The organism is Weizmannia agrestimuris, assembly GCF_943193165.1.
GTDB lineage: Bacteria > Bacillota > Bacilli > Bacillales > Bacillaceae_C > Weizmannia > Weizmannia faecalis.
This window is the reverse complement of sequence record NZ_CALPDC010000010.1, coordinates 1-22,838: the sequence shown is the minus strand read 5'-3', so window position 1 is coordinate 22,838 and position 22,838 is coordinate 1. Positions and strand designations below refer to the sequence as shown.

Sequence of the window (22,838 nt, the reverse complement as noted above, 5' to 3'; positions counted from 1 at the left end):
TTACCGGATTGCAACGTATGAATATATTAGTTTGAAGTTTATTTGTGAAGGGTGATCACATGGATGAAGCAACAAACGACAGGAAGAAAGTGAGCGTGAATAGAAAGGATGAGCAACTAGAACAGTTCCGTGTTAACAATGTAGGTAAGAAACTTACAACCAATGAGTCAGTAAAGATTTCAAATGATGAACAGACTTTAAAAGCTGGAGTCCGCGGCCCTACATTAATGGAGACTTTTATTTTTTTGAAAAACAGATGCATTTTGACCATGAACGGATACCGGAAAGAGTTGTTCAAGCAAGAGGTTTCGGGGCACATGGAGAATTTGAATTGTATAGATCAATGAAACAATATACAAAAGCTTGCTTTCTACAGAAACCCGGGGAAAAGACACCCGTATTTGTTAGGTTTTCCAACATGCAAGGAAATAAAGGCTCAAGTGATACGACATTGGGTCCACGCGGCTTTTCAACCAAGTTTTATACAAGGGAAGGGAATTACGATTTATTAGCGCTCTCATTCCCTGTATTCATTCTTAACGATGCCTTTAAGTTAGCGGATGCGATACATGCGCTTAATCCGGAGCCACATAATGATATCCCACAAGCCTCACCCGCTCATGATCATTTTTGGGATTTTGTTGCGAATAATCAATCTTCTGCTCATTTCATTATGTGGGCAATGTCTGATCGAACCGCTCCCAGAAGTTGGCGAATGATGCAAGGGTTCAGTATTAATACCTTTCGATTTGTAAACGATGATGGAAAAGCTACTTTTGTAAGATTTCATTGGAAGCCTGTCCTTGGCGTTCATTCATTACTAATCGATGAAGCGCAAATTATTGGTGGGGTGGACCCCGACTTCCATCGAAGAGACCTGTGGGAGTCCATTGAGCTTGGAGCTTACCCTGTATTTGAATTAGGTGTACAAATGATTGATGAGGATGATGAATTTAAGTATGGTTTCGATATTTTAGACCCTACCAAATTATGGCCGGAAGAAATGGTTCCCGTAGAAATTATCGGGAAAATGACATTAAATAAAAATGTTGATAATTTCTTTGCGGAGGTAGAACAGGTAGCGTTTAATCCAGCAAATGTGATCCCAGGAATAGATTTTTCCAATGATCCGGTTTTACAAGGCAGATTATTTGCTTATCGGGATACACATATGCACCGACTTGGCGGGCCAAACTTCAATGAAATACCGATCAATCGTCCCATCTGCCCGGTTCACAATAACCAGCAAGGCGGGTATATGCAACAAAAAATCAATGTTGGAAAAATAAACTATCATAAAAATTCCTTAGCGCATAATACTCCTGCCACTTCCAGTCCGGCAGAAGGAGGTTATGTGCATTACAAGGAGAAGGTAGAGGGGCACAAGATTAAAGCGGAAAGTAAATCGTTTAAAGATTACTTTTCGCAGGCCAGACTGGTTTGGAATAGTATGTCGTCTGTTGAGAAGCATATTACACAAGCATTTTGCTTTCAGCTCGGAAACGTGAAAAGCCAATCAGTTCGCCAGCAAGGCGTTGATATGTTTGCCAATGTTGATGAAGGTTTGGCAACCACTATTGCTGAATATGTTGGTGTGAATCGTCCGAGCGGGGTGCAAGTTCCAGTTACAGCAAGTTCCCCGGCTCTTAGCATGATGAATACGCCAAAATATCCATATTCGCTTAAAGTGGGCGTTCTGATCGGCAATCATTTTAATGGGAAAGAGGTAAAAACTGTCATTGGTCTTTTGCGGAAATATGGTGTTTTTATCGAATTTGTTGGCGAAAAGTTTGGAACGGTGACAGGGACAGATGGCACGAAATTCAAAGTGAATAAAACATTTCTAACAACAAATCCCAACCTGTTTGATTCACTCTATATCGTTGGCGGAAGTTCCGGAAATGAAACAAGGTTCAGTCAGGATATCATGCGTTTTGTAAGTGAAGCATACAAATATTATAAACCGATTGGTGTTGCAACAACTGCACATACTTATATTAAAGCAACAGAGAAGAATAACTTACTCGGGGTCGTTTTTGCCGCAAATAATCCTTACTTCGGTGAGGAGTTTGTCTCTGCTATCGCTCAGCAACGTTTTTGGAATAGAAAATAATATGGTTATTTATATGGGGGCACGCTCGTTCTAGCATCTCCTGAATAATAATTGAGCATATAAATATTTTGTAAAGATGATAAAATTGATAATCCTTCGACTACATTTTAAACATCAACGATAAAAAAACAGCAAAGCCGCCGTAAGCAGCGGCTTTGCCCTCTCTCCCGCCATTATGGCACCAGTTCTTTTATTTCCTTCCCGTCCACAAAGAAAGGCGCAGGCACGTTCATCATCCGGTAAAGCGTCGGGGCAATGTCGATTAAAGAAAGCCGGCGCGATACCTTTTTATGCGGAATGTCCTTTCCGTATGCAAGCAGAACCGGGCGCAGATCACTCCTTTCCGGGTTGCCACCGTGGTTTCTAAGTTCGGACGGGGCATGGAAAGAGGAAGAGATGTCCGAATCCATCATGTAACCTCTCGCTGCGACAAGCGTCACATCACCGGCATGCGGGTGGTGAAACCACTCACTTTTTTTGCTTTGCGCTTTGATCACGGACTCGTACGGCCGGGCCGGGTCATTTTTTACCGTATCATACAGGGACGATACCGTTTCTTTTGTAGTGGACCAGCTGCTATGCCCGTTTGTTATGCCTTGCCACCAGTCCGAAAGATAGAAACCCGCCAGTTTGGATTTTGAAGCAAGGATGCGCGGGTCGCGGACAGACGAAAAGATTTTTGCCACCTCCTGCTGCACATTCCCGTAATCTTGTTTAGAAACAATTCCGCCTTTCTTACTTCCTTTCAAATTGATGTAGACATGGGCCATCGTGCCAGAAGCAACTGCATACGATTTTGTCCGGTTCAAATCAATTTCTCCGTTTTTCTTTAAAACAAGCAGACCGTGTTTTTTAAGCTCGTAATTCGGAGAGAGCCCAGTGTGCATCGGTTCCATGCCATGGTCCGACACAACAAACAATTTGTCATTTTCCCCGAGTGACTGCAATGTTTTTCCAACTGTATGGTCGGCCAATTGATACGCCCAACGGATCCGGGCCGCATATGTTTTTGCTTTTTTATCGGAATAGCCGGGCTGGCGCGGGTCTGTTAACAAATATGCATGTTCTTCATGGTCGATTTGCGGCTCATAAAACATGAGCAGATCCGGTTTATAGCGATCCTTAATGAATAAGGAGACATTTTGCACCCATTGGGCAAAGCGGGTGGAGATGTCTTCATATTCTGTCCGGGTAATCCAGCCTTTTTTGAAGGCGTCCAAGTCTTCATCCACAGGGAAAAATCCGAACAGGCTGTTTATCGTTTTGGCAAAATCCCCCGGTCCCTTGATTGCGGCAGATGTGACCGCTGTCCGGTACATTTCCGCTTTCGACAGGGTGCGGTCGGTTTTTTTCATCTTGAACCAGAAGCCGGCCGGTTGATGATTTTCATTTAACGTGAAACTGCCCCATTGATTGACACCCACTCGCGCATCTTTATCTTCAATCGTTTTGTTGTCCGAAAAATAGAAAAGGTCATACGCATCATGGTGAAGAGCGGCAGCCAAAACATGAATGGTCCGGTTCTTTGCTCCCTTAAGTTTTAACCGGTAAACGGCTTCTTTTAGCGGTTTCCGGCTTTTCGGGGCATTGTTCCATCCTTTGGCGGGACGGAATGTAAGATGGACAAGGTCACTTTTTGCAAAAGTATCCTTGTAATAGATGGCGTAATCGGCATGCGCCTTTGAAACTTCCGGGTTGGAGCCGGGAAAGCAGATCGTCGCCGTCACTTTTCCGTGTTTCCGTCCTTCAGACCAGATGGCCGGGACGTCCAGTGCAGACCAGAAGGCGTCCTCTGTTTCCGTCAGTTTAAAATTTTTATTGTGAAATGCGTTGCTGACCAGGCCGGTTTTCTCCGGTTTGGCCCCTGTTGCAATGGAAGCATGGGAGGCGGCGGTGAGGGACGGATAAACCGCTGTAATGTCTTTGGCATCAAATCCATGCTTCATAATTTTGTTTAAATGCGGCAGTTCCTTTTTATGTTCGTGGACATAATCGTTTTTCATGCCGTCAAAAGACACGACAACAATGGTCCCTTTTTCAGATGCAGCCAGGGGTCGGCCCGGAACAAGCGCACAAAGGAGGGCGGCCGGCAGGATGTACTGAAGCAAACGGCTGAATCGTTTCATGGACCTTCCTTCCTTCCTTATATGTACTGTCAGCATTCTATTTTCCCTTGATGGCTGCAGGTAAACAAAGCGCGGAAACAGGGAAGCTAAGGCACTGGCTAACTTGTTCATCATTTTTTAAGCATCTTCATAATGGAATTGCGATCTCCGCCAGCGGCAACTTAGGACCCATTCTCCATCCGAACTTACGGATTAAAGCGGATCATTTTTTCACACGAAGAACGGTTTGATCATACACTTGATTGTCACTTTAAATTGCCGGCACCTTTCATTTGCCATAGCTGGAAGACGAAACGAAGCTGAGGCAGAAAATCAATCTTTTCTTCCCCCGGCACTGCAAACAAGCCTTGACGATTTGATGCAGCGTGTAGACATCACGGAGATACTTGCTTGCCCTTGAAGGAAGTCTTTCAGTCCAGGGCATATCATGAGCGGTCGAGAAGCTATACCAGGATTATTTAAATGATTACGGCGAGCTGTACCGTGATCCGCCAAGATCTGCAAAAAAATAAATGCAAAAATAATCTGTTTAATGCTAAAATAAATATTACGGAAGTATTCCAATTGTTTTTATAGGAAAAATGCAAACGAGTGGAGGAAATTGGAACATGGCTTTTTCAACGAGCATCCCGCACGGCGGTATATTGGTAAACCGGGAAAACCACAGTGCGGAAGCTTTAAAACAGGCAGAACAATTACCGGCATTAACCGTTTCCGACTGGAGCATCTCCGACCTGGAACTGATCGGTATCGGCGGCTTCAGCCCGCTGACCGGGTTTATGGGGAAGCAGGATTATGAAACGGTTGTGGAAAATATGCGGCTTTCAAACGGCCTTATCTGGAGTATTCCGATCACGCTTCCCGTAACAGAAGAGGAAGCGGAAAGGTTTGAAACCGGCGAAACGCTCGCATTAAAAGGTGCAGACGGCGTGATCTACGGCACGCTCACACTGGAAGAAAAGTATACAGTGGACAAAGAACGGGAAGCAAGGCTCGTGTACGGGACAACCGACCCGGCGCACCCCGGCGTTAAACGCTTATATGAAAACGGGGATGTGTATCTTGCAGGGCCGGTTACGCTTTTAAACCGCCCGAATCATGACGAGTTTGCCGCTTATTATAAAGATCCGAAAGAAACAAGGGCATTGTTCGCATCCCTCGGCTGGAAAACGATTGTCGGCTTCCAGACGCGCAACCCGGTCCACCGCGCCCATGAATACATTCAGAAAAGCGCGCTTGAAATCGTTGACGGGCTGCTTTTAAACCCGCTTGTCGGCGAGACAAAAAGCGATGATATTCCGGCGGATATCCGGATGGAAAGTTACGAAGTGATTTTGAAACATTATTATCCAAAAGATCGTGTGCGCCTTGTTATTTACCCTGCCGCCATGCGCTATGCAGGCCCGCGGGAAGCAATCCTGCATGCGCTCGTCCGTAAAAATTACGGCTGCACCCATTTCATTGTCGGCCGGGACCATGCCGGTGTCGGCGATTATTATGGGACGTATGAAGCACAGGAACTGATCAGCACTGTGGAGCAGGAACTGGGCATCACCATTTTAAAATTTGAGCATGCGTTTTACTGCACGAAATGCGGCAATATGGCCACAACGAAAACCTGTCCGCACGGAAAAGAAGACCATATTCATTTGAGCGGGACAAAAGTGCGCGAAATGCTGCGCGTCGGCCAAAAACCGCCGAAAGAATTTTCCCGGCCGGAAGTGGCAGAAGTGCTGATCAAAGGGATGAAAGTGCACAATTAAACGTCCACAAATCACAAGGAGGGAACCGGCCGCATGGCGAAAGCAACCAATATCACATGGCATGAAACCAAAATTAAAAAGGAAGACCGCCGGAGGTTAAACGGGCACTCCAGCGCAGTCCTCTGGTTTACCGGGTTATCCGGTGCGGGGAAATCCACGCTGTCCGTCGCCGTTGAACAGGAACTCCACAGGCGGGGGATCCGCACGTATATCCTTGATGGCGATAATATCCGCCACGGGTTGAATAAAAATCTCGGGTTTTCCCCGGAAGACCGGAAAGAAAATATCCGCCGCATCGGAGAGGTGTCAAAACTGTTCGTGGATGCCGGCGTAATGGTGCTGACGGCGTTCATTTCACCGTACCGTGCTGACAGGGACATGGTGCGCGAACTGGTCGAAGACAATGAATTCGTAGAGATTTACGTGAATTGCCCGCTGGAAGCATGTGAACAGCGGGACCCGAAAGGCTTATACAAAAAAGCCCGCAATGGGGAAATACAAAATTTTACCGGTATAGATGCCCCTTATGAAGCCCCGGAACATCCGGAACTTGTCGTGGAAACCGACAAACAGCCGCTGGAACAGTCTGTCGGGCAGGTGATCCGCTTTTTGGAAGAAAAAGGGTACATCGAAAAGTAGCCGGTTTTATAAACGGCAAACGTGCAGCAGGTGCAAGACCTTGCTGCACGTTTTTCTACATAGGGATGTAAGATTATGCAACAAAATGCTGGAAATATGCAAAATCCTGTTTTCATCCGGAATTTTTTGTGCTATGGTATGGACGTTGTGATTTATTTTAACCAGATGCGTATGATAGATAAATGGAGATGAACATACGATGGCAACACAAAAATCCGGCCTGAAACGGCGTTTAAAGGCGCGGCATCTGACCATGATATCACTCGGCGGCTCGATCGGGACCGGGCTTTTTCTCGGAAGCGGCGCCGCGATTTACCAGGCGGGCCCGGGGGGAGCGCTGCTTGCCTATTTGGTTATCGGTGTGATGGTCTATTTTATTATGACAAGCCTCGGGGAACTGGCTTCATTTATGCCGACAAGCGGGGCATTCAGTACGTATGCAACCCGCTTTATTGATCCGGCGCTCGGTTTTGCGCTCGGCTGGAATTACTGGTACAGCTGGGCCATTTGTCTTGCAGCGGAACTGTCGGCATCGACGCTGGTCATGAAATTTTGGTTTCCGCACAGCCCCAGCTGGTTGTGGAGCGGCCTGTTTTTGCTCGTGATTTTTCTTTTGAACATTTTGTCCGTGAGAGGCTATGGCGAAGGAGAGTACTGGTTTTCCTTTGTCAAAGTGGCGACCATTATCCTTTTTATTGTTACCGGCTTTTTGATGATATTTGGCATATTGGGCGGGGCACCGGCCGGCTTTAAAAACTTTACAATCGGGGATGCGCCTTTCCACGGTGGTGCGCTTGCCGTGCTTGGCGTGTTCATTACAGCCGGATTTTCATTCCAGGGGACGGAAATTGTCGGCGTTGCAGCCGGGGAAAGCGAGAATCCGCGCAAAAACGTGCCGAAAGCAATCAAAAGCATTTTCTGGCGCATTTTGTTGTTTTATGTCCTTGCAATTCTTGTCATCGGGCTGATTATCCCTTATACGACAAAAAGTTTGCAAAGTACGGATGTAATGGTGAGCCCGTTTACGCTTGTCTTTAAAAAAGCGGGGCTTGCATTTGCTGCATCCCTGATGAATGCGGTCATTTTAACGGCTGTGCTGTCGGCGGGAAACTCGAGCCTGTATGCTTCCACAAGGATTTTGTATGCAATGGCCCATGAAGGCCAGGCGCCGAAGTTTTTCGGCAAACTGAACAAACGCGGTGTGCCGGTCGCAGCCCTTGTTGCCACGGCCATTGTCGGCGCGCTTGCATTTCTCGCATCCGCATTCGGGGACGGCGCCATTTATATCTGGCTGTTGAATGCAGCGGGCGTCACGGGCTTTATTTTCTGGCTCGGGATTGCCGCCAGCCATTACCGTTTCCGGAAAGCGTATCTCGCCCAGGGACGTTCACTTGACGATCTCCCTTACCATGCGAAATGGTACCCGTTCGGCCCGATTTTTGCGCTGATTGTCGGCGTGATCGTTATTCTTGCGCAGGATTATCAGGCATTCCTCGGCGGCCGTATCGACTGGATGAGCGCCATTGCCGCGTATCTCGGCATCCCGCTTTTTGCCATCATGTGGCTCGGCTACAAGCTCGTAAAGCGGACAAAAGTCATCCCGCTTGAGGCATGCCGGATTGATGACCGGGGATTTGACCAGGAGCCGGAGCATACTGAAAAAAAGGATGCGCGCTCCTGAGCGGTGTGTTGGCTTAAAGCGCGCGCCCATGTTGCGATATCGATTCCTTGTTTGGAAATCATTATAAAGTATCGACGCCTCTACGCCCGCGTACAATACCGGTAAGGAGTGGGTAGAGATGAATGAAGTCATTACCACCCTGTCTGCGAAAAGACGGGAGAGGCAAATGAAGGCGGAACGCAATTTGCTCCGCGAACTGCCGGTTGAAGTGCTGAAGAAAAGCTTCCAGTCCCATTTCGGTTCGTTCCGGATCAACGGGGGAGCGTGGATGGAGCAGGGGATCGAAGAAGGGTGTTACGATGTCGCCATTGAAGCCTATTTATTGGGCGGCCATTACAGCCGGTTCGGGTATTACGGCGAGCCGGCCGAGCAGGCAAAGAAACGGTGCGAAACCGAATTAAAGCATATTACAGATACTCTGTACAATTTTTGGCTTTATTGGACATTCGGCAATGATACGATGCAGGAGTCCATTTACTATACATGCGAGCAGTTTGCCGACTACTTTTGGTCTTACGGCTTTAAAAAAGGCGAACAAAGGCGGAAACTGCGGCTTCATTAGGGGATGCCCGTTTTGCGGCTCCCTTTTTTGCAGTTCTATTTTCCTCCCTTGTCCCATAACTTTTCAATAAGGACAGGGAGAGGGAGATTGTGATGAAACGGAAAATCAAAATTGCGGGGTTTCTGCTTGGTGTCACCCTTTTATTTTTACTTGTGCAGTTTGAGTTTTTCCAAAAAGATACGTGGCGCCCGTGGAATCTGCCGCTTTCCGGGAAAATCATCTATCTGGATCCGGGGCACGGGGGGCCGGACGGCGGGGCAACGGGAGATGAAGTGCTGGAAAAAGATGTTGCCTTAAGTGTGGCGGCCAAAATCAAAGACTATCTTCAGCAGCAGGGCGCGCTTGTTATTATGACGCGCGAAACGGATACAGACCTTGCTGATAACGAGACAAAGGGCTACAGCCGCCGCAAAGTGGAGGATTTAAGAAAAAGGCTTTCCCTGATCAACGAGTCGGAAGCGGACCTTTTTATCAGCATCCATCTGAACGCTATTCCGCAATCGCAGTGGCACGGCGCCCAGACTTTTTACGCCCCGACTATGATTGAAAATAAAAGGATCGCCACGTTTATCCAGGCGGAGCTGGTCCGGAATCTCGAAAATACAAACCGGGCTTCCAAAACATTGTCCAATGTGTATTTGCTGAAGCATGCGAAAAAACCGGGCTGCCTTGTGGAAATCGGGTTTTTGTCCAATCCCGGGGAGCGGGAGCAATTAAAATCCGATGCGTACCAGACAAAGGTGGCGGCATCCATTTATGAAGGGATTATGCGCTACTTTACAAAAGAAAAGGACTTAAAGAACTGACAAGCATCCGGAGCCGTTCCAGCGCAAAACACTGCCATTGTATGGTATACTGGAATCAAGCTGGAAACGACTTCATTTTAAGGATGGTGTAGAAAATGTTGACGGAACAACAGGTTTACGACGTGTTAAAAGGGTTTGAAGATCCTTTTTTACATAAAACGCTGGAAGAAACAAAAGGGATCCTCGAAATCAAAATCAAAGAAGAGATCCAGCATGTCAGTGTCAAAGTAGCGATTGCCAAAACTGGTACAAGCGAACAGCTGCAGCTGCAGATGGCCATTGTGAAAGCATTGAAGGGGATTGGCGCGAATACAGTCGGCATCCGTTTCGGCGAACTGCCGAAAGAAACGCTCGACCGGTTCCGCGATTTGTTGCAGGAAGACAACAAAAACCCGCTCGGCTCCGCCAAAACGGAATTTATCGCCATTGCAAGCGGCAAGGGCGGCGTTGGGAAATCGACCGTTTCCGTCAATTTGGCGGTTGCACTCGCCCGCCTTGGGAAAAAGGTCGGCCTGATTGATGCCGATATTTACGGATTCAGCGTGCCGGACATGATGGGCATTATGCAGCGTCCGGTTGTCCGCGGAGAAAGAATTATCCCGGTGGAACGGTTCGGGGTCAAGGTCATTTCGATGGGCTTTTTTGTAGAAGACAATGCGCCGGTGATCTGGCGCGGGCCGATGCTTGGCAAAATGCTGAACAATTTCTTCCATGAAGTGGAATGGGGCAACCTCGATTATTTGCTGCTTGACTTGCCGCCGGGCACCGGGGATGTGGCGCTCGATATCCATTCGATGCTGCCGCGCTGCAATGAGATTATCGTGACAACCCCGCATCCGACTGCGGCTTTCGTTGCGGCACGGGCCGGCGCGATGGCACTCCGGACGGAACACAATTTGCTCGGTGTCATTGAAAATATGGCTTATTTTGAAAGCAAGGTGACCGGCGAACGCGAGTATGTATTTGGTCGCGGCGGCGGGGAAAAACTTGCCGAAGAATTGCGGACCGAAGTGCTCGGTCAGCTCCCGCTTCAGCAGCCGGACTGGAATGAACATGATTTCGCGCCGTCCATCTATGCCGAAGACCACCGGCTCGGAAAAATTTATACGGAAATCGCACAAAAAATTGTGGACAAGCTGAAAAAATAAATGTGGAAAGCGGCGGAGCCAAATCCCGCCGCTACTTTTTGTCTTTCATCGTTTTCGCCGCTTTCAGCAGACTGTCTTCCATTTTCGCTTTAAAAGCCGGGTCATTAAACGTATCGATGACAACCTCCTGCATGGTTTTCCGCATTTCTTTGCTCTTTAGCATCGTTTGCACTTCTTTTTCGTAAGCCGGGTCTTTTAAAATATCCATCATCATTGCCTGGTAATCCGGATCCTTCATCAAACTTTTCAACAGCGCTTTGTTTTCAGTTTTCATGCTGTCTGCAACCGCGGCGGCAAATTTCGGATCCTGCATGGCTTCTCTCCAAAAAGCCTTGCCTTTATCGGAAGTTAATGTTTGTTCGATCGCTTCTTTCATGTACGCCTTGTCAATGACCAGATTCTTTTTCATTCCGTCGCTTGTAATCACGTCCTGCAGCGCTTTTTTTCCTTCATCGGTTTTCAATATGTCAATGACCATTTTTTTCGTCTGGTTATAATCCGCTTGCCCGCCTGTTGAAGCCTCGCCCGAGCAGGCTGTAAGGGCAGCGCAAAGGCTGATCAGGAGCAAAACGGTTCTTGGTTTCATGCTTTTGGCTCCCTTCTTCATTCTATCTTTAATATGTGAAGTTCTTTTCGGATTATGCGCTCGGCGGGGAGGCTTAAAAGCACTGGAATTTTTTCCCGGGACCGGAGCCTGATCGTGCTACAGCTCTGCAAAAACCGGCTTCATCGTGCGGATTGGTAAAACAGTACAGTTGGGAAAGCCGGCATGATGTGCTGGATTTTTCTCATGATTCTCTGTTACAATAAAGGTACTTTAAAGGCAAAGGGGGATGGGGATTGACAAGCCGGAACTGGGTTCGTTTCTTTTTTGCCGCTCTTGCCATCGGAGGGGTGTCAGCCGGGATTCTCGGGTTTTTCGTCCGCTGGCCGGAAATGGCGCCTTATTTTGCACATGCGGATCTTTTGTCCATCGCTGGCGCGTTTTTCTGGTTTGCGGGGTTGGGCTTGATTTTCAGTCTTGTCAGTCAGGTAGGTTTCTTCGCCTGGTTAACCGTGCACCAGCTCGGGCTTGACATTTTCCGTTCGCGGCTTGTTTGGCAGGCCATTCAGCTTGTTGCAGCCTGTTATGTACTGTTCGATTTTGTGTACTTCCGCGCGGATACCCGCCAGTCCCTGCTGTTTGCAGCACTGATCCTTGTGTCCGCGTTTGTGGCGGCAGCTGCTAAGACGAAGCAGGCAAAAAGTGCAGGGGCTTTTATTCCTGCCTTGTTTTTCATGGTGGCAGTGACCATTCTCGAGTGGGTGCCAGCTTTGCGTGTCAATAGCATATCCTCGCTTTATCTTATGCTTTTCCCGCTTCTCATCTGCAATGCTTACCAGCTGCTTGCGCTTCCACATTTTTTAAAGCGCTCCCAAAAGGAAAAAGAGGAAAAAGCAGCATTGCGCAAGATCGCAGAAGAAAAGACGGCAAACTAAAACCGGAGCCTGATGGGGTATCCGGTTTTTGCTGTCTGGGCAGTAAATGCATAAAAATTTTCTCAGCTGGCAATAGACACGATAACAGTGGGAACGCTTGAAACGCCCGCGGCCCATGAAAAAAGCAATAGAAGAGTCCATGGCTTCTGCTCCATACGACACAGAGCACCGGATGATTCCATTTTTGCAACCGCAGCATTTTTCCGGTAAAGGATGCCGCGGCCGGAATCCATGGTTCATGACCGCGGTTTCGATCATTTTTGAAACCAGTCGGCCCCTTTGTCCATATGGAGGAAGGGGATATCCGTATCCACTTCGCCGGTGATCTTTTCAATGGGCAAGTCTTCTCCTGACAGCCATTTGGCAAAGTCAATTTTCACCGGCTAGCAGTCACCGCCTAAAGCGAACCAGGCTTCCATTTGCTTTAGCAGGTAAGCGGAAGTATGGATTGTGCCCGCCCAGCTAGCGTATAGTTCTGAAAAAACGCCTTTATCCCGGCTATTTAATAATTGAAACGCGTCCCGGGCGCTGGATAGATGCCCTTTTTCCTGTTCCAAAATGGCGGTTCTGCGCATCGAATCGCTGAGATGATGCCGGTTTTCTTTGCTGAGGGTTTCAAAATGATTGGTGCAAATATCTCCGTTCCGCACGGCGACCGCGCGCGGAGAGGCTTCGACAATCCGGGTTTCCCCGCTTTTATCATAAACGACATAGCTGAATGAATGGCGGTGCGGAATTTCTTTTAACATGGCAACGGCTTCGTCAATATTTACGCATGATTCCAGTAGCAGCCTGCCAATCATGCAGCAAATAAACCCGTCGCCGGGACTTTTTCGATGGATAAACGTATAGCCGATGGCGAGCCCTTTTTCATTCATGCCGTCCATCCGCCCGGTGACGCGCTGGCTCGGCCCGGCAATCGCGTACCCCTGGTCGGTTGGCTGGTACAGGACATAGCGTCCTTCATAGGTTTTAGGATGGTAATCATAGTTGCGGATGAGATAGCCATCGCCTGTTAAAATCGAGCAGCCTGATTTTGTGTAATCCACCCGGTAGCCGCCAAATTCCTGCAAAACTTTTTCCATCGGCCATTTCAGTGCTTCCTGCAATCCGCACAACTCGTCCCAGATTCCGGGTGCAAAGCGGGTGATTGCGTCTTTCGTTTCGTTAAGGTCGATTACAAACCGCGGTTTTCTGACTTTCCATTGATTGTCGCGGTTTTGGATGGAAAGGGATTCTTTTAATGCAAGCCCCTGCATATAACCGAATTTTTCATGTGACCCGCGAAATTGGACCACTGTGCTGAAAATTTGCTTCATTATTCCATTCACCTGCAAGCCCATTTGGATATCCTTTCATATCATTCATTTTAACACATTGTATTTCTCTTCTCCTAACAACGATATACCAAGTGGGCCTGTGGCTTTAAGGAATCACTTTCGTTTCTGCTTTGCCGTTTGCAATCATTTCGGAAACGGTCACAAATTTTCCTTTATCCGACAAGTGGCGGATGATTTGCGGCAGGGCTTTGTTCGTCTGCTTTGCGGCATCAGAAGCGTGCAGCAGGATGATATCCCCGTTTTCGGCTGTGCTTGCTTTTTCAATAATTTTTGCGGTGCCCGGGTTTTTCCAGTCATCGGTGTTGACGCTCCAGTGAACCATTGTAAGCCCCAGTTGGTCCGCAATTTTTAATGCCGTTTTGTCAAAATGGCCGGTCGGGGAACGCAAAAGTTTTACATCCTTTATTTCAAGTTTTTTAAACACTTCTTGTGCCTTCTGCATATCATGCCGCACTTTAGCCGGTTCTTCATCCGTGTAATCCACATAGGCATAACCGAGGCTTCCGATCTCATATCCGGCTTTTTCAATCCTATTCACAATATCCGGGTGCTGTTCCGCCCACGCGCCTGACAGGAAAAAGGTTGCGGACTTTACGCCGTTTTTCTGCAGCGTTTTCAAGATAGGGACGGCTTTTTCATCGCCCCAGCCAATATTAAAAGTTAACGCAATGCCGTTTTCTCCTTTAAAAACGGCTTTCGGGGTGCCTTTTGCTGAAAAAGCTGCCGTCTGCGCCAGCGTTTGGGTATAGATCAATAAGGCAGTAAAAAACGAGACAATGACAATGAAAAGATACGGTTTCCAGTTTCGCGATTTCGTATGGTGCATGATTCAACCTCCCGTTAAAAACTGCACTTGTCTTATTGTATGCGCCATTTTTTCAGGATTATGCAAGGAAAAGTGCTGTGATATTTTCCTTAAATTTGGTAAAAATAGACGTACCATGAACAGAAAGGGTGCATGTGGGTGTTAGGTCTTGTCGTCCATGAAAAAGAGCTGCTGGAACTGCAGTATTTGTTGAAAAGAGAAATGGAAGAAATTTTACTTGACCTGAATGATGAGCGGATTGAGCGGGTCATCAAAAGGGCCATGAAAGAACGGTACCGGATTCTTTTTAAGCTCCTGACAAAAGTCGCGCCCCAAAGCGAATATGCCCAATTCGCCGTGTCCTATAGGCGGGAAATGAAACAGTAAAGAGCGGAGGCAGCCGCTCTTTTTTTTACGGTCTTTTGGAAAAGAAGAAGCGAAGAGCGTTCTGGAAAAAGGGAAATCACGGACCTTGACCGGAAAGAAGGACGCGAGTTGTCCCGGCCGCCCGGGTGAGCCGCACCCTTTTGATCACTCTTTCACAAAAAGTCAATAGGCCTGGAAGAATAATTTTCCAGAAAAATAATTTGTCAAATAATATTCGACAGTTTTTAACCGAATTGTCACATGGCTCCTATCTGTACCATAAAAAGATTAAATATAATATAAGTGTAATGATAAAGTAACGGAAATATGGAAGAGGAGGGGATTTTGGGAAATGAGTGAAGTCATATTGGCACGGACCCAGTTTGCAACGACAACCTTGTTCCACTTCATTTTCGTGCCGCTTTCAATCGGATTGGCATTTATTGCCGCTGTCATGCAAACGCTTTACATGGTGAAAAAGAAAGAAATTTACAAGAAAATGACGAAGTTTTGGGGAACCTTTTTCCTCATCAACTTCGCAGTCGGAGTGGTGACCGGGATTATCCAGGAATTCCAATTCGGGATGAACTGGTCGACCTACTCGCGGTTCGTCGGGGACGTATTCGGCGCACCGCTTGCGATTGAAGCGCTGCTTGCGTTCTTTATGGAGTCGACTTTCATCGGCCTGTGGATTTTCGGTTGGGACAGACTACCGAAAAAACTGCATCTGGCCTGCATCTGGCTCGTCTCGATCGGAACGATGCTGTCGGCGCTCTGGATTATGGCCGCAAACTCGTTCATGCAAAACCCGGTCGGCTATACGATTCACAATGGCCGTGCCGAAATGAACAATTTTGCCGCCGTGCTGTTGAACCAAAAATTGCAGGTGGCTTACCCGCACATTATTTTCGGCAGCCTTGCCACCGGTGCGTTTTTCATCGCCGGCGTTTCGGCTTGGAATTTGATCAGGAAAAAAGAAGTGGCCTTTTTCAAACGGTCTGTTGCCATCGCACTTATCGTTGGTCTTCTCAGCGGGCTCGGCCTTGCCTTTTCCGGGCACAGCCAGGCACGTTATCTCATTAATGTCCAGCCGATGAAAATGGCTGCTGCGGAAGGCATTTGGCAAAACACCGGGGACCCTGCGCCATGGACATTGTTTAGCGTCATTGATACGAAAAATAAAAAGTCGGAATACAGGGTGCAAATTCCGTACTTGCTGAGCTACTTATCCTATGGCAAATTTTCCGGATCCGTCAAAGGGATGAACGAGCTGCAAAAAGAATACACACAAAAATACGGGGCAGGCAATTATATTCCGCCTGTAAAAACAACGTTCTGGAGCTTCCGGATCATGGTTGCCATCGGCGGCATTATGATCCTGATGAGTTTGATCGGCCTGTACCTTGTCTGGAAGAAAAAAATTGAAAACAGCATGCGTTACTTGAAATGGCTGTTCCCTTGCATGTTTATCCCGACGATCGGCAACTCGTTCGGCTGGATTATGTCTGAAATGGGCCGGCAGCCATGGGTGGTAAACGGCTTGATGAAAACAAGTGCGGGCGTTTCGCCGAATGTTTCGGCCGGCGAGCTGCTGTTTTCACTGATTGCTTTCTCGATTGTCTATACGCTGCTTGCCGTGGCAATGGCTTACCTGTTTATCCGCGTTATTAAACAGGGCCCGCAGGCAAAATCGATGGATGACATTACTGCATCGGATCCTTTCAATACAAGGAGGGTTGTATAATGCAGTTAAATGAATTGTGGTTTTTACTCGTTTGTGTGTTATTTGTCGGATATGTATTTCTGGAAGGTTTTGATTTCGGAGTCGGGATGAGCACAAAATTCCTTGCCAAAAATGAGACGGAAAAACGGGTGCTCATTAATACGATCGGGCCGTTCTGGGATGCCAATGAAGTATGGCTCCTGACAGCGGGCGGCGCCATGTTTGCTGCTTTCCCGAACTGGTATGCCACGCTTTTTAGCGGCTATTACCTTGCCTTTGTCGTCCTGCTGCTTGCGCTTATTGCCAGAGGGGTTGCCTTTGAATTCCGCGGCAAACTCCAGGCAAGCAAATGGAAAGGTATTTGGGACTGGGCCATTTTGCTTGGAAGCCTCCTGCCGCCGTTTTTGCTTGGTGCTCTGTTTTCCGGGATGATCAAGGGGCTTCCGATTGACCGCTCGATGACGATGCATGCCGGATTTTTCGACATCGTCAACCTCTACACGATCGTCGGCGGGCTTGCTTTTGTCGCTCTTGTCTATCTGCATGGCCTGATGTTTATCCGTTTAAAAACGGATGGCGAAATCCGTGAACGTGCCGGAAAAGCCGCGATCAAAATGTATATCGCTACAGGCGCCGTCGTTGTCCTGTTTACCGTATTAACCGCTGTTTTTACAGATGCGTTTGTGAAACGGGGTGCCATTTTAATTCCGGTCTATGCCGTTGCCATCGTGCTTTATCTGGCACTGTATCCGCTTTTGCGGAATAAAAAAGAAGGATTGAGTTTTGCCGTAACCGGGTTGATTTTAATTCTTGTAACCGTCTCGTTTTTCATCGCACTTTTCCCGAACGTGCTGATCAGTTCAATGGGGGCGGCGAACAACTTGACGCTTTATAAAGCATCGTCAAGCCCGTATTCGTTAAAAATCATGACGATCGTCGCATGCACGATGGTACCGGTCGTGCTCGCTTACACGATTTGGAGTTACTACGTCTTCCGGAAACGGGTTACACCGCATGAATTGCATTATTAAAAAAGTTCAGGGGGCGGGGGTTAAAGATCGCCGTCCACTGCTCACCCGGGGAGCGGATTTCGGGCAAACCGGGTGTTTTCTTTTTCATTCGGCACCGTTTGGACGGGTGCGGAGAGAAGCAGATCAATACGGGAATAGGGAATGGATACTACTCCTGGAATGGAACCTTTTGGATGGGTACGGAGAGAAGCAGTCCGCATATTGCGGATTGAAGCAGGAACCTGGCACGATCTTAGGGACTCCGTACAGGTGAAAATATGCCAATGAACGAATCAAAAAAGCCCTGCGTATGGCGGAATGGCCCCATACCGGAGAGGAGCTGGTGCGGATGGATAAACATCTGATGCAGTATAAAGGCAGCTTAAAAACTTTTATCATTGCCGGATGCCTGACGATGATCCAATCGGTTGCTATTATCGTGCAGGCAGTATACCTGGCAAAAGCGATTGTCCATTTATACAAAGGGGTGCCGTGGCAGGAAGCAGCGGCTGAATTTGGCATCTTTTTCGCCGCCCATCTCATCCGCCACTTTTTGCAGTGGGCAAAGTCGCGGGTTGCGTTCCGGTTTGCCGGCCGCACGTCCCTCCATTACCAAAACTTGCTCGTTGAAAAGCTGTTTCGCATCGGACCGCGCGCCATCAGCAGGCATGGCACGGGCAATCTGGTGACGCTTTGCCTTGAGGGCATTCCGGAGTTCCGTACTTATTTAGAGCTTTTTATTCCACGGTTTATCGCGTGCCTGACGATCCCGGCTGTTCTCCTTGTGTATATTTTTTCACAGGATGTTGAAACCGGGATCACGCTGCTGGTTGTCATGCCGATTTTAATCGGGTTTTTGATTCTGCTCGGGCTCGCCGCGCAAAAGCAGAAAGAAGCGAGATGGGAAACGTACCAGCTGCTTTCCCGCCATTTTGTGGACTCGTTAAGGGGGCTCGTGACGCTGAAATTTTTAGGGCGGAGCAAAAGCCATAAAGAAGCCATTTGGGAAGTCAGCAACAAGTACCGGATTGCCACAAACCGCACGCTCAGAATTGCTTTTTTATCGTCGTTTTCCCTGGACTTTTTTGCGACTTTGTCCGTGGCGGTCGTGGCCGTGGAACTCGGGCTCCGGCTGATTAACGGGCAAATCGGATTTGAACCGGCTCTTGCGCTTTTAATTCTCGCGCCGGAGTATTTTATGCCGGTCCGCGATCTCGGCAGCGATTACCATGCCACGATGAACGGCAAAGAGGCGGGCGAGAAGATCCACCGCCTGCTTGCCGAAAAAGAAGATTTTGGAAATGGGCTTTCTTTTCCCGTCCCGGTTTGGAACGAACACAGTACATTAACGGTGGAAGGGCTCGAAAAACAGTCGCCGGAAGAAAACCGGGCGATTTTGCAGGATGTCACGTTTACCGCCCGTGGGTTTCAAAAAATCGGCGTGATCGGAATCTCCGGTTCGGGCAAATCGACGCTGATTGACCTGTTATCCGGGTTCTCCATGCCGAATGGCGGACGGATCAGGATTGACGGCCTGGAAGTTCCGCATTTGTCCTTTACCGAATGGCAAAAGCAGGTGAACTACATTCCGCAGCATCCGTATATTTTTGCAAAGACCGTACGGGAAAATATTGCCTGGTATGCGCCGGATGCGCCGCTTGAAAAGATTGAGGAAGCGGCCCGGACAGCAGGGCTTTCCGACCTCATCGCCAGCTTTCCGAACGGGCTTGATGAAAAAATCGGCCAGGGCGGACGGGTGCTAAGCGGCGGTGAAGAACAGCGGATTGCGCTTGCGCGGGCATTGCTGGATGCACGTCCGGTTATGCTTTTGGATGAGCCGACTGCGCATCTCGATATCGAAACGGAACAGGAAATTAAACAGCTGATGCTCCCGCTTTTTGAACATAAACTTGTCTTTTTTGCCACCCACCGCCTGCACTGGGTAAAAGAAATGGATTTGATTTTGGTGATGGATGGCGGCAGGCTTAGAGAAGCGGGCACATACGATGAGCTGTACCGGAAAAAAGGCGCCTTTTACGAACTTGTCGAGGCGCAGCGGGGAGGGGTAGAACATGGCATACTTCAACCGGTATATTAAACCGTATATCCGTCAGTACCGGTGGCTGATGGTAGCTACTGTCCTGCTTGGCATTGTTGCTTTTCTTGCTTCATCGATGCTCACCTTTACGTCCGGGTATTTGATCACAAGGGCTTCCGAAATGCCGGTGACGATTCTTTTGATTTATGTCCCGATCGTCGGCGTGCGCGCTTTCGGGATCGCGCGGCCGGTCGCCCGTTATTTTGAGCGGCTTAGCGGGCATAATACGGTGTTGAAGATTCTTGCTGATATGCGCGTCAAACTGTATGAAATGCTCGAACCGCAGGCGCTGTTTATCCGCTCGCGTTTTCAGGCGGGGGATCTGCTCGGCACGCTTGCCGATGACATCGAGCACTTGCAGGACGCTTATATCCGCACCATTTTTCCTGTCGTGACGGCGCTGTTTTTGTTTTTATATTCTGTTTGCACGCTGGCTGCATTTGACTGGCAGTTTGCGTTATGGATTGCCTTATTAATGGGGATCGTCCTGTTTGTTTACCCGCTTTTATCCTTATATTTCATGAAAAAACGACAAATCGCGCTGAAAGAAACACAGAGCCGGCTGTACCGCAACGTCACGGATACTTTATTCGGCATCCGCGACTGGATCATCAGCGGAAAGAAAGAACGGTTTTTCAAGCAGTTTCATGAAGACAGCCAGGAAAGCCACGAAATGGAAAGGAAGATGTCCTTTTGGAATCATAACCGGAACTTTCAGCTACAGGTCATCTCGGGCATGATTTTAATATTTACCGGCATCTGGGCAGGGCATGCCGCAATGCATGGAGACATCGCCCCGACCTATATTGCGTCTTTTACACTTGTAACCCTTCCGATTCTGGAAGGCATCATCCCGGCATCCGCGGCGGTGGAAAAGATTCCGGCATACAAGGAATCCCTGCAACGGATTGACGCGATCCGGCAGTACGTCCCGGATAAAAGCAGGAATAGCGTAGTTCCTGGAGAGAAAGCGGATATCCGTTTGGAACATGTCTTTTACTATTATGAAAACGAACCGGCCGCAGCTTTGAACGATGTGTCACTCACCATTCCCCATGGGCAAAAAATCGCGGTGCTTGGCAAAAGCGGAGCGGGCAAATCGACGCTTCTCCATCTGCTGATTGGGGCGCTGCAGCCTGCTTCAGGGACCGTTTCCATCGGCGGGCATGCCCCGGCAGCATACGGCGAAGGGATTCACCAGCTGGTCAGTGTCTTGAACCAGAAACCTTATCTGTTCGCGACAACGGTCGAAAATAACGCTGCCCTCGGACGCCCCGGCGCCACATCAGAAGAAATAGAGGAGGCCATCCGGCAAGTCAAACTTGACCGGTATCTCCACTCCCTTCCAAATGGGATCCATACCCAAATGGAGGAAACCGGCCAGCGTTTTTCGGGAGGCGAGCGGCAAAGAATCGCCCTCGCACGGATCCTGCTGCAAAATACGCCTGTGGTCATTTTGGATGAACCGACTGTCGGGCTTGATCCCCTGACAGAAAAAGACCTGCTCGATACGATGTTTGAAGTTTTAAAGGACAAAACGGTGATTTTCATTACTCACCATCTGGCCGGGATGGAAAAAATGGATCAGATCGTCTTTCTGGATGAAGGAAAAATCGCCATGCAGGGCACACACGCGGCATTGATGGAAAACCATGCGCGTTACCGCAAACTTTATCAACTGGACCGCGGGGACGCTTGACCAGCCCCCGCTTTTTCCAGTGCCACTGTTGCAGCATGGGCGCCTGCAAGTGAATTTGCCGTTTTTTATTTCTGCCCGTGCCGCGAAAGAAGCAGATGGGTTATCTATCGCCGGTTGCAAAAAATAGACACAATTTTTGAAAGCGTTACCATTGCTTTCTTCTTTACAAACCATTACACTGAAGATGAACCGAATTTGGAAAGGGTGGCGCCAGTGCAAACATTTGATTTCACAGGAAAAGTTGCAATCGTAACCGGCGGTGGGGGAGGAATCGGCCGCGAAGCATGCTTGAAACTGGCTGCGGGCGGAGCAAATGTCGTGGTCGCTGATTTATCTGATGAATTGGGAGAAGAAACGGCTGGAAAAATCCGTGAAAATGGTGGGGAAGCGATTTTTGTCCGGACCGATGTTTCCAAATCCAAAGATGTCCAACATTACGTCCGAACTGCGCTAGATACTTATGGAAAAATTGATATTCTTTTAAACAATGCTGGTTGGGAAGGAAAGATGAAACCGCTCATAGATTATCCCGAAGAAGTATTTGATAAACTGATGGGCATTAATGTACGCGGCGTCTTTCTTGGTATGAAGTATGTGTTGCCGCATATGATCAGCCAAAAAAGCGGCACCATTGTCAATACGGCTTCTGTTGCCGGCCTCGTCGGCACACCGGAAATGGTGGCATACGGCGCCAGTAAGCATGCGGTGATCGGCATGACGAAAACGGCAGGAATTGAGGCAGCTCCGTCCGGCGTCCGTGTCAATGCGGTATGTCCAGGGGTTGTGGACACAGAAATGATGAGAAAAATTGAAAACGGTTTTGCCGGAGGTGATTCAGCAGCTGCTGAACAAACGAGGCAGCAAATGGCTGCATCCGCCCCGACTGGCCGCTATACACAACCGGAAGAAGTGGCGAATGTTCTGCTCTATCTTGCATCAGACCTGTCTTCCCATATCATTGGGCAAACGGTTGTCATTGATGGCGGGGCAGTCCTTTCCTAAAGTCCGGCTGTAATATCTATTATAAGAAATAACAATTTCGATAAATGGAGGGAAGCTCCCGGGTATACCGTCTGCAGTATAACGCCTGGCTGTACAGCGTAAACAAGTTGATTTGGCTTCCCTCCGTAAAGCTGAAAAAATATATAAAATAAATAAAATCTCTCAGCTCTGTTGCCTGCTGCAAAAAGTATCGTCATGCAAATCGGTGCCCAGGCTTGATGTAAAAACTCAAGTTCATTTTATATAGAATAAAAATATACAAAGGCTGTTGACATCGATTTGCTATCTTGGTATATTAATAAATGTCGCTGCTTCACATGAGGCAGGACAGATAAAAAAGTGTTGACAAAGCACTTTATACTTGATATAATATAAAAGTCGCTGTTATGAATAAACGGCGAAGATTGTTCCTTGAAAACTGGACAAAACGAAACGTCAAATTCTTTTTGAGCTTTTATCAAACATCTTTACTGAGAGT

General features: G+C 48.2%; 16 protein-coding genes and 2 pseudogenes. 14 read left to right on the top strand and 4 right to left on the bottom strand.

The features are described 5' to 3' along the window. The first annotated feature begins 59 nt into the window (after window positions 1-59). A pseudogene (locus NFR98_RS06225) lies at window positions 60-2,113 on the top strand (catalase). A 173-nt stretch (window positions 2,114-2,286) separates the two neighbouring features. On the opposite strand, the gene NFR98_RS06220 reads toward NFR98_RS06225, so the two are convergent. Next, window positions 2,287-4,239, bottom strand: a complete 1,953-nt coding sequence (locus NFR98_RS06220) for an alkaline phosphatase family protein (protein ID WP_251459858.1) — start codon at window positions 4,237-4,239, stop codon at window positions 2,287-2,289. A gap of 608 nt (window positions 4,240-4,847) precedes the next feature. On the opposite strand from NFR98_RS06220, the gene sat reads away from it, so the two are divergent. From sat to salA, 6 genes are all read left to right on the top strand, one after another. Next, window positions 4,848-6,002: a sulfate adenylyltransferase gene (sat, locus tag NFR98_RS06215; protein WP_014096476.1), complete on the top strand. Its 1,155-nt coding sequence runs from the start codon at window positions 4,848-4,850 to the stop codon at window positions 6,000-6,002. A gap of 33 nt (window positions 6,003-6,035) precedes the next feature. After that, window positions 6,036-6,641 (top strand): adenylyl-sulfate kinase, encoded by a 606-nt coding sequence (cysC, locus tag NFR98_RS06210; RefSeq protein ID WP_014096475.1) that lies wholly within the window; start codon window positions 6,036-6,038, stop codon window positions 6,639-6,641. 199 nt (window positions 6,642-6,840) lie between these two features. Next, window positions 6,841-8,322 (top strand): amino acid permease, encoded by a 1,482-nt coding sequence (locus NFR98_RS06205; RefSeq protein ID WP_014096474.1) that lies wholly within the window; start codon window positions 6,841-6,843, stop codon window positions 8,320-8,322. A 118-nt stretch (window positions 8,323-8,440) separates the two neighbouring features. Next, window positions 8,441-8,884, top strand: a complete 444-nt coding sequence (locus tag NFR98_RS06200) for a YbaK family protein (protein WP_014096473.1) — start codon at window positions 8,441-8,443, stop codon at window positions 8,882-8,884. 92 nt (window positions 8,885-8,976) lie between these two features. Next, window positions 8,977-9,690 (top strand): N-acetylmuramoyl-L-alanine amidase CwlD, encoded by a 714-nt coding sequence (gene cwlD, locus NFR98_RS06195; protein WP_014096472.1) that lies wholly within the window; start codon window positions 8,977-8,979, stop codon window positions 9,688-9,690. Window positions 9,691-9,785: 95 nt separating this feature from the next. Beyond that, window positions 9,786-10,838, top strand: a complete 1,053-nt coding sequence (salA, locus tag NFR98_RS06190; protein WP_014096471.1) for an iron-sulfur carrier protein/transcriptional regulator SalA — start codon at window positions 9,786-9,788, stop codon at window positions 10,836-10,838. 31 nt (window positions 10,839-10,869) lie between these two features. On the opposite strand, the gene gerD is transcribed toward salA, so the two are convergent. After that, complete coding sequence (gene gerD, locus NFR98_RS06185) at window positions 10,870-11,424, bottom strand: spore germination lipoprotein GerD (protein ID WP_014096470.1); 555 nt, start codon at window positions 11,422-11,424, stop codon at window positions 10,870-10,872. A gap of 254 nt (window positions 11,425-11,678) precedes the next feature. Here gerD and NFR98_RS06180 point away from each other — a divergent pair, with 254 nt between their 5' ends. Beyond that, entirely contained in the window at window positions 11,679-12,317 is a 639-nt protein-coding gene (locus tag NFR98_RS06180; RefSeq protein ID WP_017551211.1) for a KinB-signaling pathway activation protein, read from the top strand. 254 nt (window positions 12,318-12,571) lie between these two features. Here NFR98_RS06180 and NFR98_RS06175 read toward each other — a convergent pair. Together NFR98_RS06175 and NFR98_RS06170 are read right to left on the bottom strand one after the other, a co-directional pair. Beyond that, window positions 12,572-13,636: pseudogene (locus NFR98_RS06175) on the bottom strand (C45 family autoproteolytic acyltransferase/hydrolase). A 106-nt stretch (window positions 13,637-13,742) separates the two neighbouring features. After that, window positions 13,743-14,483 (bottom strand): polysaccharide deacetylase family protein, encoded by a 741-nt coding sequence (locus tag NFR98_RS06170; RefSeq protein WP_014096467.1) that lies wholly within the window; start codon window positions 14,481-14,483, stop codon window positions 13,743-13,745. A gap of 138 nt (window positions 14,484-14,621) precedes the next feature. Between NFR98_RS06170 and NFR98_RS06165 the strand changes: the two genes are divergently transcribed. From NFR98_RS06165 to NFR98_RS06140, 6 genes are all read left to right on the top strand, one after another. Further along, window positions 14,622-14,849, top strand: a complete 228-nt coding sequence (locus NFR98_RS06165; protein WP_014096466.1) for a hypothetical protein — start codon at window positions 14,622-14,624, stop codon at window positions 14,847-14,849. Between the two features lie 331 nt (window positions 14,850-15,180). Continuing rightward, on the top strand, window positions 15,181-16,572 hold the full coding sequence (locus tag NFR98_RS06160) for a cytochrome ubiquinol oxidase subunit I (protein WP_061086391.1): 1,392 nt from the start codon (window positions 15,181-15,183) through the stop codon (window positions 16,570-16,572). Further along, on the top strand, window positions 16,572-17,582 hold the full coding sequence (gene cydB, locus NFR98_RS06155) for a cytochrome d ubiquinol oxidase subunit II (RefSeq protein ID WP_081092935.1): 1,011 nt from the start codon (window positions 16,572-16,574) through the stop codon (window positions 17,580-17,582). Before NFR98_RS06160 ends, cydB begins: the two co-directional genes overlap by 1 nt. A 328-nt stretch (window positions 17,583-17,910) precedes the next feature. Further along, window positions 17,911-19,659, top strand: coding sequence for a thiol reductant ABC exporter subunit CydD (cydD, locus tag NFR98_RS06150; RefSeq protein WP_014096463.1), 1,749 nt, complete (start codon window positions 17,911-17,913; stop codon window positions 19,657-19,659). Continuing rightward, on the top strand, window positions 19,634-21,358 hold the full coding sequence (cydC, locus tag NFR98_RS06145) for a thiol reductant ABC exporter subunit CydC (protein WP_014096462.1): 1,725 nt from the start codon (window positions 19,634-19,636) through the stop codon (window positions 21,356-21,358). The genes cydD and cydC overlap by 26 nt, the downstream gene beginning before the upstream one ends. A 213-nt stretch (window positions 21,359-21,571) precedes the next feature. Next, the gene (locus NFR98_RS06140; protein WP_014096461.1) at window positions 21,572-22,360 is read left to right on the top strand and encodes an SDR family NAD(P)-dependent oxidoreductase; all 789 of its coding nucleotides are present in this window, start codon (window positions 21,572-21,574) and stop codon (window positions 22,358-22,360) included. The last annotated feature ends 478 nt before the right edge of the window (window positions 22,361-22,838 follow it).